At 65.8% G+C, this 15,891-nt stretch carries 15 protein-coding genes; 10 read left to right on the plus strand and 5 right to left on the minus strand.

Annotation, left to right across the window (positions count from 1 at the left end; genetic code table 11):
• Positions 1–35: 35 nt before the first annotated feature.
• Positions 36–1,115: a dihydrodipicolinate reductase gene (locus tag A5740_RS05920; RefSeq protein WP_076192305.1), complete on the minus strand. Its 1,080-nt coding sequence runs from the start codon at positions 1,113–1,115 to the stop codon at positions 36–38.
• A 236-nt stretch (positions 1,116–1,351) separates the two neighbouring features.
• On the opposite strand from A5740_RS05920, the gene A5740_RS05925 reads away from it, so the two are divergent.
• The 4 genes from A5740_RS05925 to A5740_RS05940 all read left to right on the plus strand — a co-directional run bounded on the left by A5740_RS05925 (position 1,352) and on the right by A5740_RS05940 (position 5,582).
• Positions 1,352–3,187 (plus strand): acyl-CoA dehydrogenase, encoded by a 1,836-nt coding sequence (locus A5740_RS05925; RefSeq protein WP_076192334.1) that lies wholly within the window; start codon positions 1,352–1,354, stop codon positions 3,185–3,187.
• 148 nt (positions 3,188–3,335) lie between these two features.
• Entirely contained in the window at positions 3,336–3,977 is a 642-nt protein-coding gene (locus tag A5740_RS05930) for a DUF1361 domain-containing protein (protein WP_076192307.1), read from the plus strand.
• Between the two features lie 35 nt (positions 3,978–4,012).
• Positions 4,013–4,945, plus strand: a complete 933-nt coding sequence (locus tag A5740_RS05935; protein WP_254849089.1) for a diguanylate cyclase — start codon at positions 4,013–4,015, stop codon at positions 4,943–4,945.
• Positions 4,946–5,093: 148 nt separating this feature from the next.
• The gene (locus A5740_RS05940) at positions 5,094–5,582 is read left to right on the plus strand and encodes a hypothetical protein (protein ID WP_076192309.1); all 489 of its coding nucleotides are present in this window, start codon (positions 5,094–5,096) and stop codon (positions 5,580–5,582) included.
• A gap of 14 nt (positions 5,583–5,596) precedes the next feature.
• Here A5740_RS05940 and A5740_RS05945 read toward each other — a convergent pair whose 3' ends face one another.
• Complete coding sequence (locus A5740_RS05945) at positions 5,597–5,869, minus strand: DUF4235 domain-containing protein (protein WP_175616177.1); 273 nt, start codon at positions 5,867–5,869, stop codon at positions 5,597–5,599.
• Positions 5,870–6,044: 175 nt separating this feature from the next.
• Between A5740_RS05945 and A5740_RS05950 the strand changes: the two genes are divergently transcribed.
• Positions 6,045–6,455 (plus strand): phage holin family protein, encoded by a 411-nt coding sequence (locus A5740_RS05950; protein WP_076192311.1) that lies wholly within the window; start codon positions 6,045–6,047, stop codon positions 6,453–6,455.
• Positions 6,442–6,735, plus strand: a complete 294-nt coding sequence (locus A5740_RS05955) for a DUF3618 domain-containing protein (protein WP_076192313.1) — start codon at positions 6,442–6,444, stop codon at positions 6,733–6,735. The genes A5740_RS05950 and A5740_RS05955 overlap by 14 nt, the downstream gene beginning before the upstream one ends.
• A gap of 14 nt (positions 6,736–6,749) precedes the next feature.
• On the opposite strand, the gene A5740_RS05960 is transcribed toward A5740_RS05955, so the two are convergent.
• Positions 6,750–7,349 carry a TetR/AcrR family transcriptional regulator gene (locus tag A5740_RS05960; RefSeq protein ID WP_076192315.1) on the minus strand — a complete coding sequence of 200 codons (600 nt, stop codon included), beginning with the start codon at positions 7,347–7,349 and terminating at the stop codon, positions 6,750–6,752.
• A gap of 145 nt (positions 7,350–7,494) precedes the next feature.
• Here A5740_RS05960 and A5740_RS05965 point away from each other — a divergent pair, with 145 nt between their 5' ends.
• Complete coding sequence (locus tag A5740_RS05965; RefSeq protein WP_076192317.1) at positions 7,495–7,941, plus strand: MmpS family transport accessory protein; 447 nt, start codon at positions 7,495–7,497, stop codon at positions 7,939–7,941.
• Complete coding sequence (locus tag A5740_RS05970; RefSeq protein ID WP_076192319.1) at positions 7,938–10,832, plus strand: RND family transporter; 2,895 nt, start codon at positions 7,938–7,940, stop codon at positions 10,830–10,832. Before A5740_RS05965 ends, A5740_RS05970 begins: the two co-directional genes overlap by 4 nt.
• A 48-nt stretch (positions 10,833–10,880) precedes the next feature.
• Here the strand turns inward: A5740_RS05970 and A5740_RS05975 are convergent, their stop codons facing one another.
• Positions 10,881–11,792 (minus strand): TIGR03564 family F420-dependent LLM class oxidoreductase, encoded by a 912-nt coding sequence (locus tag A5740_RS05975; protein ID WP_076192321.1) that lies wholly within the window; start codon positions 11,790–11,792, stop codon positions 10,881–10,883.
• Positions 11,793–12,212: 420 nt separating this feature from the next.
• Positions 12,213–13,514 (minus strand): acetyl-CoA C-acetyltransferase, encoded by a 1,302-nt coding sequence (locus tag A5740_RS05980; RefSeq protein ID WP_076192337.1) that lies wholly within the window; start codon positions 13,512–13,514, stop codon positions 12,213–12,215.
• A 109-nt stretch (positions 13,515–13,623) separates the two neighbouring features.
• On the opposite strand from A5740_RS05980, the gene A5740_RS05985 reads away from it, so the two are divergent.
• Complete coding sequence (locus A5740_RS05985; RefSeq protein ID WP_076192322.1) at positions 13,624–14,976, plus strand: 3-oxoacyl-ACP reductase; 1,353 nt, start codon at positions 13,624–13,626, stop codon at positions 14,974–14,976.
• A gap of 13 nt (positions 14,977–14,989) precedes the next feature.
• The gene (locus tag A5740_RS05990; RefSeq protein WP_076192339.1) at positions 14,990–15,805 is read left to right on the plus strand and encodes a MaoC/PaaZ C-terminal domain-containing protein; all 816 of its coding nucleotides are present in this window, start codon (positions 14,990–14,992) and stop codon (positions 15,803–15,805) included.
• The last annotated feature ends 86 nt before the right edge of the window (positions 15,806–15,891 follow it).

Raw genomic sequence — 15,891 nt, forward strand, 5'->3', positions numbered from 1 at the left:
ATTTGGTACGGGTTTGTGTCTGCTCGCGGAAGGAATCAGGTCCAGCGGGCGGCGGCGACCTCGGCCGGCAGCGGTTGATGGAGCGGCACGTCGAGCCCGTCGTAGATGCCCGGCTTCTGTTCGGCCAGCCAGTTGACGGCTCCGAGCAGCCGGTTCGCGGCGGTGGTGTTGCCGCCGTCGGCGCGGGTGCCGCCGGGTACGTCGGCACGGGTCACGATGGTCAGCTGCGGGTCGCCGTCGACGATCACCCGGTGGTCGCCGACACCTTGATCTGGTTGTGGCCACTCAGGTGCGCACGACGGGTGGATGCGGGTGATGTGGTCGATGATGATGCGCTGTCGGCCGTTCGACCAGCCGATCACCTTGAGCCAGAAGGCGCCTTGGGTCCCCTTCTCGAAACGGCCCATGACGGTGTCGATCGTCTCGTCGAGAGGCCTGCGCTGCACGTCCTCGGTGATCTCGTCGATTTCGAGGCCGAGCCCGCGGCCGATCATCCGGACGTTGCCGCCCCACACCATCGTCGGGATCGAGGGCAGCAGCATCAGCGGCATCTCGTCCATCGAGCCGCCGAACCCGCAGCGCACACGCACCGCTTCGGGCTGGTTGTAGGTGGAGTAGTCGAAGATCTCCTGACAGCGGATCGTGTCGATGCGCGTGCACAAACTGGCGGCGGTGACGGCCAGCGCGTCATTGCCCCACCCGGGGTCGACACCGCTGACCAGCAACGTGGCGGCCCCTTCGACCGCGGCGGCGGTCAGTCGTTCGACCCATTCGGCCGGCGCCGAAGCCGGGTCGTAGAGCGAGTAGAGCGACGGCGTCACGACGTGTGCCCCCGACCGCAGGCATCGTTCGATATCGGCGATGGCCTCCTCGGGGCGGATGTCGCCCGAGGCCATGTAGGCGACGGCGTCGCACCGGGCAAGTGCCGCGTCGACATCGGTGGTGGCGATGACGCCGGTCGCGGCGTCGAGCCCGGCGAACGCCGCGGCGTCGCGGCCGGCCTTGTCCTCGGACGAGGTGATGACCGCGGCCAGTTCCAGCCCGGGGAACGCCGTGGCCGATCTGATCGCCGTCGCCCCCATGTTTCCCGTGCCCCACACCGCGATTCGACGCATCCGCACACCCTAGTGGCCAGATTCGTGAGGATCGTCACAACGACACGAAACCGCAGGTCAAATGGATTTAGATGGCTGGGTACAAACCTCGATCAACCGCTGGGTTGGTTAGCTGCCGGAAATTGCTCAGAGTCCCTTTGCGTTGAAGTTACTGAACGGTATAGTTAGCCGCAGTTACTGGTGGGTAACTTAATCGAAGTACCCAACCTCAGGTGGCATTCTCGCGAGGAGGAAAAGTGAGCCACTACAAGAGCAATGTCCGCGACCAGGTATTTAACCTGTTCGACGTCTTCGGCATCGACAGGGTGTTCGGCACCGGCGCGTATGCCGACCTCGATGAGGATTCGGCTCGTGAGATGCTCGCCGAGATCGCCCGTCTGGCCGAGGGACCCATCGCCGAATCGTTCGCCGACGGCGACCGCAACCCGCCGGTGTTCGATCCCAAGACCCACAGCGTCAAGCTGCCCGAGTCGTTCAAGAAGTCGATGCGCGCGCTCCTCGAAGGCGGCTGGGACAAGGTCGGCCTGTCGGAGGAACTCGGCGGCATGCCGGTGCCTCGCGCGCTGCAGTGGGCAGTGATCGAGCACGTCCTCGGCGCCAACCCCGCGGCATACATGTACGCGATGGGCGCGGGCATGTGCGAGATCTTCTACAACAACGGCACCGACGAGCAGAAGAAGTGGGCCGTGCTGGCCGCTGAGCGCGGCTGGGGCGCCACCATGGTGCTGACCGAGCCCGATGCGGGCTCCGACGTCGGCGCCGGCCGCACCAAGGCCGTGCAGCAGGAGGACGGCTCCTGGCACATCGACGGTGTGAAGCGCTTCATCACGTCGGCCGACTCCGACGATCTGTTCGAGAACATCATGCACCTGGTGCTGGCCCGCCCCGAGGGCGCCGGCCCCGGCACCAAGGGTCTGTCGCTGTTCTTCGTGCCCAAGTTCCACTTCGATCGCGAGACCGGTGAGCTGGGCGAGCGCAACGGCGTCTTCGTCACCAACGTCGAGCACAAGATGGGCCTGAAGGTCTCCACCACCTGTGAGCTGACCTTCGGCCAGCACGGTGTCCCGGCCAAGGGCTGGCTGGTCGGCGAGGTGCACAACGGCATCGCGCAGATGTTCGACGTGATCGAGCAGGCCCGAATGATGGTGGGCACCAAGGCCATCGCCACGCTGTCGACCGGCTACCTCAACGCGCTGGAGTACGCCAAGGAGCGCGTGCAGGGTGCCGACCTGACCCAGATGATGGACAAGACCGCCCCGCGCGTCACCATCACCCATCACCCTGATGTGCGTCGCAGCCTGATGACCCAGAAGTCCTACGCCGAGGGCATGCGCGCGCTGTACCTGTACACCGCCACCTTCCAGGACGTCGAGGTCGCCAAGGCCGTCCACGGTATCGAGGGCGAACTGGCGCACAAGGTCAACGACCTGCTGCTGCCGGTGGTCAAGGGCTTCGGCTCCGAGCAGGCCTACGCCAAGCTGACCGAGAGCCTGCAGACCTTCGGTGGCTCCGGCTTCCTGCAGGACTACCCGGTCGAGCAGTACATCCGCGACGCCAAGATCGATTCGCTGTACGAAGGCACCACCGCCATCCAGGCGCAGGACTTCTTCTTCCGCAAGATCGTCCGCGACAAGGGCCAGGCGCTGGCGTTCGTCTCCGGGGAGATCGAGCAGTTCATCAAGAACGAGTCCGGCAACGGCCGGCTGAAGACCGAGCGTGCCCTGCTGGCCACCGCGCTCGAGGACGTGCAGGGCATGGCTGCCTCGCTGACCGGCTACCTGATGGCCGCCCAGGAGGACCAGGCCGCCATCTACAAGGTGGGTCTGGGTTCGGTGCGCTTCCTGCTGTCGGTCGGCGACCTGCTGCTCGGCTGGCTGCTGGCCCGCCAGGCCGCGGTAGCGATCGAGAAGCTCGACGCCGGGGCCACCGGCGAGGACCGCACCTACCTCGAGGGCAAGATCGGCGCCGCATCGTTCTTCGCCAAGAACATGCTGCCGTTGCTCACCAGCACCCGTCAGGTCATCGAGACCCTCGACAACGAGGTGATGGAGCTCGACGAGGCTGCGTTCTAAGAAGCCGCATATCGATGAGGCCCCGGGTTCGCCCGGGGCCTCATTGCGTTTGCGCCCCAGCGTTGGCGTATCTGTCATTTGCCGCCTCCGGTTTCAAGGCCAAAAAGTGGAACACAAGCCAACATTCGGCGGGTGACACACTGACTGCATGACCGAAGCCCGTGGCATCTTGCTGGTCGTCTCGCTGATGGCGACGACGGCGCTGACTCTCGCTCTGGGAATCACCGATCCGGCCGCGCCGATGTCCTACCCGACGAAGTTCCTGGTGTGGAATCTGGTTCTGGCCTGGATCCCCATGGTCTGCGCGGTGGCTTTCGATCTGGTGGAGCGCCGGTTGTGGTTGCTGCCCCTTGGCGCGGTGTGGCTGGCGTTCCTGCCGAATGCCCCGTATCTGATCACCGATCTGGTCCATCTCGGCGAAGGCTACGAATTGTGGCGCCACGTACTGCAATACGGGTTCGCCGCATGGACCGGGATCCTGCTCGGCGTGGTGTCGCTGCTGCTCGTCCACCGACGGTTGGACGACGAGTTCGGTGCGTTCTGGGGCTGGCTGGTCGCCGTGGCGTCGGTTGCGCTGTGCGCGGTCGGCGTGGTCATCGGCCGATTCCAACGGTGGAACTCCTGGGATCTGGTGACACGCCCCGACGCGGTGGTGGCGGCGACATTCGAATGGGTCCGCTCCCCGCTGTCCTACGTCCAATCGACGGGCGTCGCGATCGCCGTTGCGGCGTTCTTCGGGCTGGCCTATCTGACGGTGTGGGCACTCAACGGGGTCAGATCACAGAGCTGACCGAACGGGCCGCCGCCAGGGGCCAGAATTACCGTGTGCCACGTTTCGGTGAGGTGCTTCGGCATCGGATGCTGTTGAGCTACCTGGCGATCCTGCTGGTGCTCTATCTGCTGGCCAGCATGGCATCGCTGGGCCGGGATGACGCTCGTGGTGAATGGGCCGGAGCGGTGTTGTGCGCGCTCGGCCTGGCCGTCGCGGCACGTGGGCCGGTCGCCGGACCGCGCTACCTCGTGGTGCTGGGCTGCGCGGCGGCCGCACCGGTTGCTGCGTTGCTGACGCATCGCCTGGCAGTCGCGCAGGTGTGGTCGTTGATTCCCCTTATGTTCCTTGCGGTGTTGGTGCGCAGCTGGCACCGACGTTCCACCGCGCGGGTCATCGCGGTACTCCTGGCGGCAGCGGCCGTGGCCGCTCTGCTGATTGCGCCCGCCGTGGTACCGGCGCTGTGGCTGCTGCTCTTCCCGGTGTGCATCGTGGGGGCAGCCGAGGTCCTCGGATTGCTGCACACAGCCCTGCTCGACGCGGCCCTGCGCGATCCGTTGACCTCGGTGTGGAACCGGACCGGGGTGGAACGGGAGGTCGAGAACCTGGCATCGCGGGCCCGGTGGCGCGGAGAAACGCTGGCAGTGATCCTGCTCGACATCGATGACTTCAAAACGGTCAATGACCGCGACGGCCACGCCGCGGGAGATCACGTGTTGATCCAGCTGGCTCGGTCATGGAGTTCCCGGTTGCCCGATTCTGCTGTGCTGGGTCGGCTCGGCGGGGACGAATTCGTGGCGGTGGTGGCCGGTTTGGACGCGACGCAGGCCGCCGCGATGGCCGACGATCTCGGAAACCTGGGGCCGGTGTATGTCAGTACCGGCCTTGCCGTGGGCCCGCCGGGAGACATCCGGGTGTTCACGCGACTGCTGGAGTGCGCGGACAGAAGCCTGTACCAGCGCAAGCGGCAACGGAAGGGCACCGCTTAGCGAGTCGATCCGATCTCGGCTCGGGCACGGTGGCTCGACGTTTCGGAATCGTTATCGAGGTTTATCCCATTTGCCACACGGGTAACTTCAGTAACAGCGGAGCGGACCCGCGACCGCACAAGAAGAAAGAGTCGAATGGACCATCCCCATGAATACAGTTCTATATTGCAGCGTCAATGGCGCCATCTATGAAACCCGTGCCTACACCACCGCCGACATCGACCAACTCGTCCACGACCACGGACTGCAATCGCTGACCTCCGCCGACCGGCAGTTCGACTTCTGGTTCAGCCCGTCGAGCCAGGGATGTCAGCGTCTGACCAACCGGCGTGCCACCGAACTCTTGCTGGCCACAACGACTTTCACCGCCAAGACGGTGCCGCTTCTGCGCGGCTGCGTCGTCGTCGCCACCCATGACACCGACGGCGAACTGGACGGACTGAGCTGGCAGCAACTGGACCTGTTGGTGCGACGCAACCAGACCTTGACCAAACGCGACGAACGCCAGCTCGTGCGACGCATCAACCGTGACGACCGACGCCGGCGTGACGAGACGCCGGCCGCCCTTTGCGCGGGGCCGCACAACATCACCAGCAGCCGCGTCCGCGCGACCAGTCGGCGCGCCTGGGTCGACTGACGGCCGCCAACGACTCAGACCGGCGATTCGCCGGCCAGTGCCCGATAACCCTTGGCCCCAGCCCGGTCGACGGCCGCGCGCGTCAAGCCGAACACCAGCCCCTGCAGGGCCGCCGCAGACAAGGCCTTGGCGGTCGACCGGTTGAGATCCTTGGGGTCGGGCGGCTTCCGATTCGGTTCGTCGATGCGCTTCCAGATCTGGGTGAACAGCGCGCTGGCCAGTAATCCTCCGGCCACACTCGTCATCATCGAAAGCGGCATGTACAACACCTTCGAGCCTCTGCTCACAGATCCTCCTCGTATCGGGGGCAACGGCCCGGATAACCACAGCTTTCAGGGCGTGAAGATCAGATACCCCGAAGTCGGCCGTTGTAACGGCGCAGTCATCGGCAGAAGGTTTCGCCGGGTCGCGCCTCGGGCACTGCTGTGGAGGAAGTAGTACGCCTGGGGAAAGGTCCCACCGATGACTACCGCACCAAAACCCATCAGCGAGGCATCCACCGCTGAGCTCCTCGGTCATCTACAGGAGCAGACGACGCGACTGATTCGCGACGAGCTGCGATTGGCCCAGCGGGAGTTTCAGGACTCCGCGCGCCATGCCGGGATCGGTGCCGGCCTGATCAGTGCCGCCGGCCTGCTGGCAGTGCTGGGCCTGGCGACCGTCATCGCCGCGGCAGTGGCGGCGCTCTCGTTGGTCCTGCCGGTCTGGGCCGCCGCGGTGATCGTCGCGGCGGTGTTGTTCCTCGGCGCCGGCGTGGCCGCGATGGTCAGCCGCAACCAGGTCCAACAGGTCCCACCGCGGGCCGCCGAAGCGGTGGACAGCGTCAAACAGGATCTCGATGAGCTCAAGGAGGCACGACATGGCCGGCAGTGACCGCCTTCCACCCGAGCCCGGTCCCGACGCGGGAATCGATGAACTGCAGTCCGACATCGACAAGACGCGTAGCGAGCTGGGCGACACCGTGGCCGCCCTGTCCGACAAACTCGACGTCAAGGGCCGCGCCCAGGACAAGGCAGCCGAAACCACGCATGCCGTCGTCGATCGCGCCCATGCCGCCACCGACGCCGCGAAGGCCAAACCCGCAGTGCCGACGGCCGCGGTGATCGCTGCGCTGGCCGCGATCGGCCTGCTGTGGTGGTGGCGCCGCCGCTGAGGCGTGCCGCCAGTTCAGAATCGGGTCAGGCTGGGCATCAAGACGTCGTCGACCAGCGCGCGCACCGTCTCCTCTGTAGGCGGACGGCCCGGGATCAGGGATCGGAACACCAGATAGCCCGGCATCACATCCCAGAGCTCGTTGTGGATCGCGGCGGCGTCGATTTCGCCGCGCTCGACAGCCTCCGTGAGAACTTCGGACATCAGGTGTTTGCGCTCGAGGACGAACTGCTGCTGTAGTGCCGCACTCAGTTCCGGGCTGTGCGCGATCTCGCTCATGATCGCGCTCATCGTGCTGCCGTGCTCGCGCGCCTGGGCACACACCGACGCCCCGATACTCAACAGGTCCGTGCGCAACGAGCCGGTTCGGGGCGCCACCAGCTGGACCCGGGTGCCTTCGATGAACGCCGCCAACACCAGTTCGGTCTTCGACGGCCACCGTCGATAGATGGTGGCCTTGCTCGACTTCGCCTCGCTCGCCACGGCTTCCACCGTCAACCGGTCGTAGCCGTGCTGCTGCAGAAGCCTCAGGGTTACCGACAACAGCTCGGCCTCGCGCTCGGTCCACGGCGAGTCCTGGACCGAAACATGCGTCGATGCGGGAGACACGCGCAGACCTTTCCGTAGGAGGAAGCCAAGTCAACTGGCCATAACCCTTGCCCCCGAATGGACTGTACCGTACGGTACCGTTCAGGTGCTTGGAACGGCCGAAGACTCCGCCTCAGGGCTTGGGGCGTGCTGGTTCTCGAAAGGCTCTGAGATGCAGGGGATCTCGGTAGGCAAGCTGGTCAGGCGGCGCTGGACGGTAATTGTGGCCGTGCTCGTGGTGGCCGTCGTCGCGTTCACCGTCAGTCGGCTGCACGGCATATTCGGTTCCGACAACGAGGTGTCCCGGCCCAGTGCCGACGCTTTGGAGAACACGGGCTACAACCCCAAGCGGGTGCTTTTCGAGGTGTTCGGATCACCGGGTTCGGTGGCCACCGTCAACTACCTGGACATCGACGCGCAACCCCAGCGGGCCGAGGACGTCACCCTGCCGTGGTCGCAGATGTTGGTCACGGATGACCCAACCATGTTCGCCGATCTGCGCGCACAAGGCGACGGCGACTACATCGGGTGCCGCATCACCGTCAACGGTGTGGTCAAGGACGAAAGGTCCACCGACAACGTGAACGGTTACATCGCCTGCTTGGACAAATCCGCATGAGCAGCCACGGCGCCGAGAAGCCGGCGGGATCGCGCACGGCACGCACCATCCGCGCGCTCGCCGTACCCATCCTGCTGCTGTGGGTACTCATCGCCGCGCTGACGAATATCCTTGTGCCACAGTTGGAAGTCGTCGGCGCCGCACGGTCGGTAGGACTCAATGCCCCCGACGCACCGTCGACCATGGCGATGCGCCACATCGGTCAGGTCTTCGACGAGTTCGACTCCGACAGTGCGGCCATGATCGTGCTGGAAGGCGATCAGCCTCTCGGCGACGATGCCCACCGGTTCTACGACACCCTGGTGAAACGGTTGGCCGAGGACACCAAGCACGTCGAACACATCCAGGACTTCTGGGGTGATCCGCTCACCGCCGGCGGCTCACAGAGCAAGGACGGCAAGGCCGCTCTGGTGCAGGTCTATCTCGCCGGCAACCAGGGCGAGGCACTGTCGAACCAATCCGTCGACGCCATCCGTGAGATCGTGGCCAGTGTCCCGCCACCGCCCGGGGTCAAGGCCTACGTCACCGGGGCCGCACCGCTGATCACCGACAATTTCGAAGTCGGGAGCGAGGGCACCGAAAAAGTCACCGGCATAACCTTCTTGGTCATCGCGGTGATGCTGCTCGTGGTCTACCGATCGCTGGTCACGATGCTGCTCATGCTCGTCACCGTCATGATCGAGCTGGCCGCCGCACGCGGCGTCGTGGCCGCGCTTGCGCACTCCGGGGTCATCGGTCTGTCCACCTATTCGACGAACCTGCTGACGCTGTTGGCCATCGCTGCCGGCACGGACTACGGGATCTTCATCGTCGGCCGCTACCACGAAGCCCGTAGCCGTGGCCTGGACCGAGAAGCCGCGTATCACGACATGTTTCGTGGCACCGTGCACGTCATCGTCGGCTCCGGGTTGACCATCGCCGGAGCTGTTGCCTGTCTGCACTTCACCCGACTGCCCTACTTCCAGACCTTGGGTGTGCCTGCGGCGATCGGCGTGCTCGTGACACTGGTGGCCGCGCTGACGCTGGGGCCCGCGATGCTGACCATCGGCAGCCGATTCGGACTCCTTGAGCCCAAACGGAATCCGCGAGCACCGCGCTGGCGCCGCATCGGCACCGCGATCGTGCGTTGGCCAGGACCCATCCTGGTGGTGTCCTGCCTGATCGCGCTCATCGGCCTACTCGCCCTGCCGGGCTACAAGACCAGCTACGACGGCCGGCCCTACCTACCCGAATCGGCACCGGCCAACATCGGCTACACCGCCGCCACCCGCCACTTCTCGGAAGCCCGGCTCAACCCTGAGCTGCTGATGATCGAAACCGATCACGACATGCGCAACCCCGCGGACATGCTGGTTCTCGAACGCGTCGCCAAGGCCGTGCTGCACACCCGCGGCATCGCCCTGGTCCAGTCGATCACCCGGCCCTTGGGCACCCCGATCAAGCACAGCTCCATCCCGTTTCAGATCAGCGCGCAAAGCGCCAGCCAGATCATGAACCTGGGTTATCAGCAGGACCGCGCGGCAGATCTGCTCAAGCAGGCCAACGAGCTGTCCAACACCATCAACATCCTCAAGCAGCAGGTCACGTTGCAGCAGGCCAGCGCGGCCGCCACCCACGAGCAGACCCAGGCGTTCCACGACACCGTCGCGATCGTGAACGATCTGCGCGACAAGATCGCCAATTTCGACGATCAGTTCCGCCCCCTACGGAACTACTTCTATTGGGAGCCACACTGTTTCGACATCCCCATGTGTGCGGCGCTGCGATCGGTCTTCGATGCTCTCGATGGGATCGACAAACTCAGCGACCAGTTCGGACAGATCACCGCGAGCCTGGACAAGCTCGACGCGCTGCAGCCGAAACTCGTGGCGCTGCTACCGCCGCAGATCGCCATCCAGGAGCGCAACCGTGACCTGACCCTGTCGAACTACGCGACCACGGCCGGGACCAACTCGCAGTCCCAGGAGGCCCTCGAGAATTCGACCGCGATGGGACAGGCCTTCGACGCCGCCAAGAACGACGACTCGTTCTATCTGCCACCGGAAGCCTTCGACAATCCCGATTTCAAACGCGGCCTGAAACTGTTCATGTCACCCGACGGCAAGGCCGCCCGCATGATCATCACCCATGAGGGCACTCCCGCCACGCCAGAAGGCATCTCACACATCGACGCGCTCAAGGACTCCGCGTTCGACGCGATCAAGGCCACTCCCCTTTCGGACGCCAAGATCTACGTGGCCGGAACCGCCTCGGCGTACAAGGACATCCAGGACGGCGCCAAATACGACCTGCTCATCGCCGCCCTCGCCGCGATCAGCCTGATCCTGCTCATCATGATGTTCATCACCCGCAGCCTGGTCGCCGCGATGGTCATCGTCGGCACGGTCGTGCTGTCGTTGGGAGCGTCATTCGGCCTGTCGGTCCTGGTGTGGCAGTACATCTTCGGCATCCAGCTGTATTGGATCGTGCTGGCCCTGGCCATCATCCTGCTGCTGGCGGTGGGAGCCGATTACAACCTGCTGTTGATATCCCGGTTCCAGGAAGAGATCGGGGCCGGACTCAAGACCGGCATCATCCGCGCTATGGCCGGCACCGGCCGGGTGGTGACCGCGGCCGGCCTGGTGTTCGCCGCCACCATGTCGTCGTTCATCTTCAGCGATCTGATCGTCCTCGGTCAGATCGGCACCACCATCGGCCTCGGCCTGCTGTTCGACACCCTGATCGTGCGATCGTTCATGACACCGTCCATCGCGGCGCTGCTGGGCAGGTGGTTCTGGTGGCCGCAGATCGTGCGACCCCGACCCGCCAGCCGTATGTTGCGCCCTTACGGGTCTCGCAACTCGGTCCGGGAGCTGCTCGAGCCAGAGCCATCACCCGGCGAGCAGACGTAAACCCGCACCAAAACGCCGGTTTTAGCGCGGGTTCACGTCTGCTCGCGGTCAGGAATCGAGCGACCGCAGCAGGGCGCGGGTGCGGTCGCGGGTTTCGGACGATGCGTCGAACACCACCCCGACGTATTCGTCGACACCGATCTCTCCGAGCGACCGAATGCGTTCGGCCACAGTGCTTTCGTCGCCGATGATCGCGGCGTCCTCCGGCCCGGCGTAACCTTCCCGGTCCAGCATGGCCCGGTAGGACGGCAGGTGCCCGTACATGGCGAACTGCTCGGCCGCCTGGGCGCGGGCGCCGTCGACGTCGTCGGTGACACTCACCGGGAGTGCCGCGACGACGCGCACCGGCCGGTCCCCGGCCGCCTCGCGCAGCGTCGGCGCGACGTGTTCGGCCAGTGTGGTCGGGCCGGTCATCCAGGTGACGGTGCCTGCGGTGCGCTTGCCCGCGAGTTTGAGCAGCTGCGGGCCCAGCGCGGCGATGTACACGTCCGGCGCGGACGCCCCCGGGATCTGCAACGCACCGCGCGTGGTCACAGTCTCGCCGGGCGCGTCGGCCGGCTCACCGTTCAGCAGGGGTTGCAGCCCGTCCAGGTATTCGCGGAGCCGACGCACCGGCTTGTCCCACGGAATACCCCACATGCCCTCGGTGACCGCGGCATGCGTCATCCCGAGGCCGAGGAGAAACCGGCCGTCGCTGATCAAGTTGAGCGTCAGGGCGCGCTGGGCCAGCAGCATCGGGTGCTGGTTCTGGATCGGGATCACCCCGGTGCCCACCTCGATCCCGTCGACCTCACGGAATGCCACGGCCAGCACGGTCAGCAGGTCGGGTTCGTACGGCATCTGGGTCATCCAGACCCGGCGGAAACCTTCGTCGCGCAATCGCGCCAGGTTGTCCACCGTGGCGTCGACGGGAGAGCGGCCGCCGGTTTCACTCAGGGAGGCGATGATGCTGATCTGCATGCCACCACGCTAGGCGGCACCGGCTGTCAGCGGGCAAAAAAGGGCGGGTTCGGGAGGACACTTGGGGGCGTCTCATTCGACTCACGCAGCCGGTTTTTCACCCCTGTACCGACTCTTTGGATCAGTCACTCCCGAACCCGTCGTAGGGTCGATCGTACGCCTCGGGCACCCCTCGAACCAGAGGGAAGTACGGCCAAATTCAGCGAATTTTGGAACTAGGTGCCCCGTGTTGCCGTCGGGTCGGGGGGTCAGACGGCAACACGGAGCTACCCATGTATCGACCCCTATGCCGCCGCCGTTACACATCTTCAAAACAAACTTTTCGGATGTTTTCACCGCGGCGGTCAGGCCTGGTCACGCCTCCAGCCTGATGGTCGGGCTCCGCAAGCTACGCCTCCAGCCTGATGTCGGCTCCGCAAGCTACGCCTCCAAAATGGCGGCGACGCCCTGCCCACCCGCCGCACAAATCGAGATCAAGCCACGCACCGGCTGACCGGTTTGCTTCTTCTTCTCGGCCAACTGCTTGGCCAGCTGCGCCACGATCCGGCCACCGGTGGCCGCGAACGGGTGGCCGGCGGCCAGGGAGGAGCCGTTGACGTTGAGCTTGGACCGGTCGATGGAGCCCAGGGCCTTGTCGAGACCGAGGCGCTCCTTGCAGTACTCGTCCGACTCCCAAGCCGTCAGGGTGGCCAGCACCACCGAGGCGAACGCCTCGTGAATCTCGTAGAAATCGAAGTCCTGCAGCGTCAGGCCGTTGCGGGCCAGCAGCCGGGGCACGGCATACGTCGGCGCCATCAGGAGACCGTCGGGCCCGTTGACGTAGTCGACGGCGGCGGTCTCCGAGTCGACGAAGTAGGCCAGCGGCTCGTGGCCGTGCGTCGAAGCCCACTCCTCGCTGGCCAGCAGGGCCACCGAGGCACCGTCGGTCAGCGGAGTCGAGTTGCCCGCCGTCATGGTCGCGTCGCCGGCTTTGACGCCGAAGACGGGCTTGAGCTTGGCGAGTTTCTCCGGGCTGGAGTCGGCCCGCAGGTTGTTGTCGCGGTAGAGCCCGAGGAACGGGGTCACCAGATCGTCGAAGAAGCCGCTGTCATAGGCGGCGGCCATGTTGCGGTGGCTGGCCGCGGCCAGCTCGTCCTGGTCGACGCGCTTGATACCCATCTTCTTGGCGGTGATCGCGGCGTGCTCACCCATCGACATCCCGGTGCGGGGCTCGCTGTTGACCGGGATCTCCACCCCGAGAGAGGCCGGTAGCTTGCCGACGAGCTTGAGCCGGTCGAGGTTGGACTTGGCCCGGCGCAGGCCCAGCAGCACCTGGCGCAGGTCGTTGCCGAACGCGATCGGGGCGTCCGAGGCGGTGTCCACGCCACCGGCCGCGGCCGACTCGTACTGGCCCAGTGCGATGGCGTTGGCGGCCGCGGTGGCCGCCTGCAGGCCGGTGCCGCAGGCCTGCTGGATGTCATAAGCAGGCGTGTACGGCGACAACGCGCTGCCCAGCACGCATTCGCGCATCAGATTGAAATCGCGGCTGTGCTTGAGCACCGCGCCGCCGATCACCGCACCGAGGCGTTCACCGGCCAGATCGAAACGCTCGATCAGCCCGTCCAGGGCGGCGGTGAACATGTCCTGGTTGGAGGCGTTGGCATAGGCGGCGTCGGACCGCGCGAACGGAATTCGGTTGCCACCCAAAACGGCAACGCGTCGCCGGGTCGTGTTGTTGGCCATTTGTTTGCCCTCCACTGTCGGGTTGTCCGGGGCCATATTACCCACTGTTCTTACTCTGGAGTAAGTTCGGTATGGACAACGCAGTACTGCGAAGCGAAAGGCAGCTGAAGTGGCTTCCGACCTGTTTTCCCAAGTGGTCAACTCCGGGCCGGGCTCGTTCCTGGCCAAGCAGCTGGGCGTACCGCAGCCCGAGACCCTGCGCCGCTACCGCGCCGGCGATCCGCCCCTGGCCGGCTCCCTGCTGATCGGCGGAGAGGGCCGCGTCGCCGAGCCCCTGCGCGCGGCCCTGGCCGAGGACTACGACGTCGTCTCCAACAACATCGGCGGCCGCTGGGCCGACTCCTTCGGCGGTGTGGTGCTGGATGCCACCGGCATCACCGACGCCGACGGCCTCAAAGAGCTCTACAAGTTCTTCACGCCGGTGTTGCGCAACCTCGGTTCGTGCGCGCGGGTGGTCCTCATCGGCACCACGCCGGAACAGGCCGGCAGCGTGCACGCCCAGATCGCGCAACGCGCCCTGGAGGGCTTCACCCGCTCGCTGGGCAAGGAGCTGCGCCGCGGCGCCACCGTCTCACTGGTCTACCTGGCCGCCGATGTCAAGCCCGGCGCCACCGGCCTGGAGTCCACGATGCGGTTCATCCTCTCGGCCAAGTCGGCCTACGTCGACGGACAGGTGTACCGGGTCGGTGCCGCCGATTCGACCCCGCCGGCCGACTGGGACAAGCCGCTGGCCGGCAAGGTCGCCGTGGTCACCGGCGCGGCCCGCGGAATCGGTGCGACGATCGCCGAGGTGTTCGCCCGCGACGGCGCGATCGTGGTCGCGGTCGACGTTCCCCAGGCCTCCGATGATCTGCACAAGGTCGCCCACAAGGTGGGTGGGACGGCGTTGACGCTGGATGTCACCGCCGATGACGCGGTCGACACCATCGCCGCGCACGTCACCGAGCATCACGGCGGCAAGGTCGACGTCCTGGTCAACAACGCCGGCATCACCCGCGACAAGCTGTTGGCCAACATGGACGAAGGCCGGTGGGACGCCGTGATCGCGGTGAACCTGCTTGCCCCGCAACGGCTCACCGAGGGTCTGGTGGCAGCCGGGGTGCTGGGCGAGGGCGGCCGGGTGGTCGGGCTGTCCTCGATGGCGGGGATCGCCGGTAACCGCGGGCAGACAAACTACGCCGCCACCAAGGCCGGCATGATCGGACTCACCGAGGCGCTGGCGCCCGTACTGGCCGAGAAAGACATCACCATCAACGCCGTGGCCCCCGGATTCATCGAGACCAAGATGACCGAGGCCATCCCGCTGGCCACCCGCGAGGTGGGCCGCCGGCTGAACTCGTTGTTCCAGGGCGGCCAGCCGGTCGACGTGGCCGAGTTGATCGCCTACTTCGCCAGCCCGGCGTCGAACGCGGTGACGGCCAACACGATCCGGGTGTGTGGCCAGGCCATGTTGGGAGCCTGAACCGGTGAACAACATGCTGCGCGCCGTAGTCGGGGCATTGCCGTTCATCCCCCGCACCGAGAGCTTGCCGGCGCACACCGTCACGGTCGAGCATCTGCCGATCGACCCGGCCAACGTCGCCGCCTATGCACAGGTGACCGGCCTGCGCTTCGGCGACACGCTGCCGCTGACCTACCCGTTCGCACTGACCTTCCCGACGGTGATGTCGCTGGTCACCGGATTCGATTTCCCGTTCGCCGCAATGGGTTCGGTGCACATCGAGAACCACATCACCCAGTACCGGCCGATCAAGGTGACTGATGACGTGAGCGCCGCGGTCCATGCTGAGAACCTGCGGGAGCACCGCAAGGGCCTGTTGGTGGACATCGTCACCGAGCTCAAGGTCGGCAACGATGTGGCCTGGCACCAGGTGACGACGTTCCTGCATCAGCAGAAGACCAGCCTGTCCGGGGAACCGAAGCCGGAACCGCAGAAGCAGCCGAAGCTTCCGCCGCCCAATGCGATTCTGAGCATCACACCGGGCGAGATCCGTCAGTACGCATCGATCGGCGGGGACCACAACCCCATCCACACCAACGGGTTGGCCGCGAAGCTGTTCGGCTTCCCCACCGTGATCGCGCACGGAATGTTCAGTGCGGCTGCGGTGCTGGCCAATATCGAGGGCCAACTGCCCGATGCGGTGAAGTACTCGGTGCGGTTCGCCAAGCCGGTGGTGCTGCCGGCCAAGGCCGGGCTCTATGTCGAGCGTGACGCCGACGGCTGGGAGCTGACCCTGCGCCACCTCAAGAAGGGCTACCCGCACCTGTCGGCGACGGTCAGCGGGCTCTGAGCCTGGATTTTCCCCGCGAGCAGACATAAAACTGCCCATTTCCGCGCGAAAGTGGGCAGTTTTATGTCTGCTCGCGATAACGACGG

It is taken from the genome of Mycobacterium sp. GA-1841 (assembly GCF_001954135.1).
In the GTDB taxonomy this organism is placed as follows: domain Bacteria; phylum Actinomycetota; class Actinomycetes; order Mycobacteriales; family Mycobacteriaceae; genus Mycobacterium.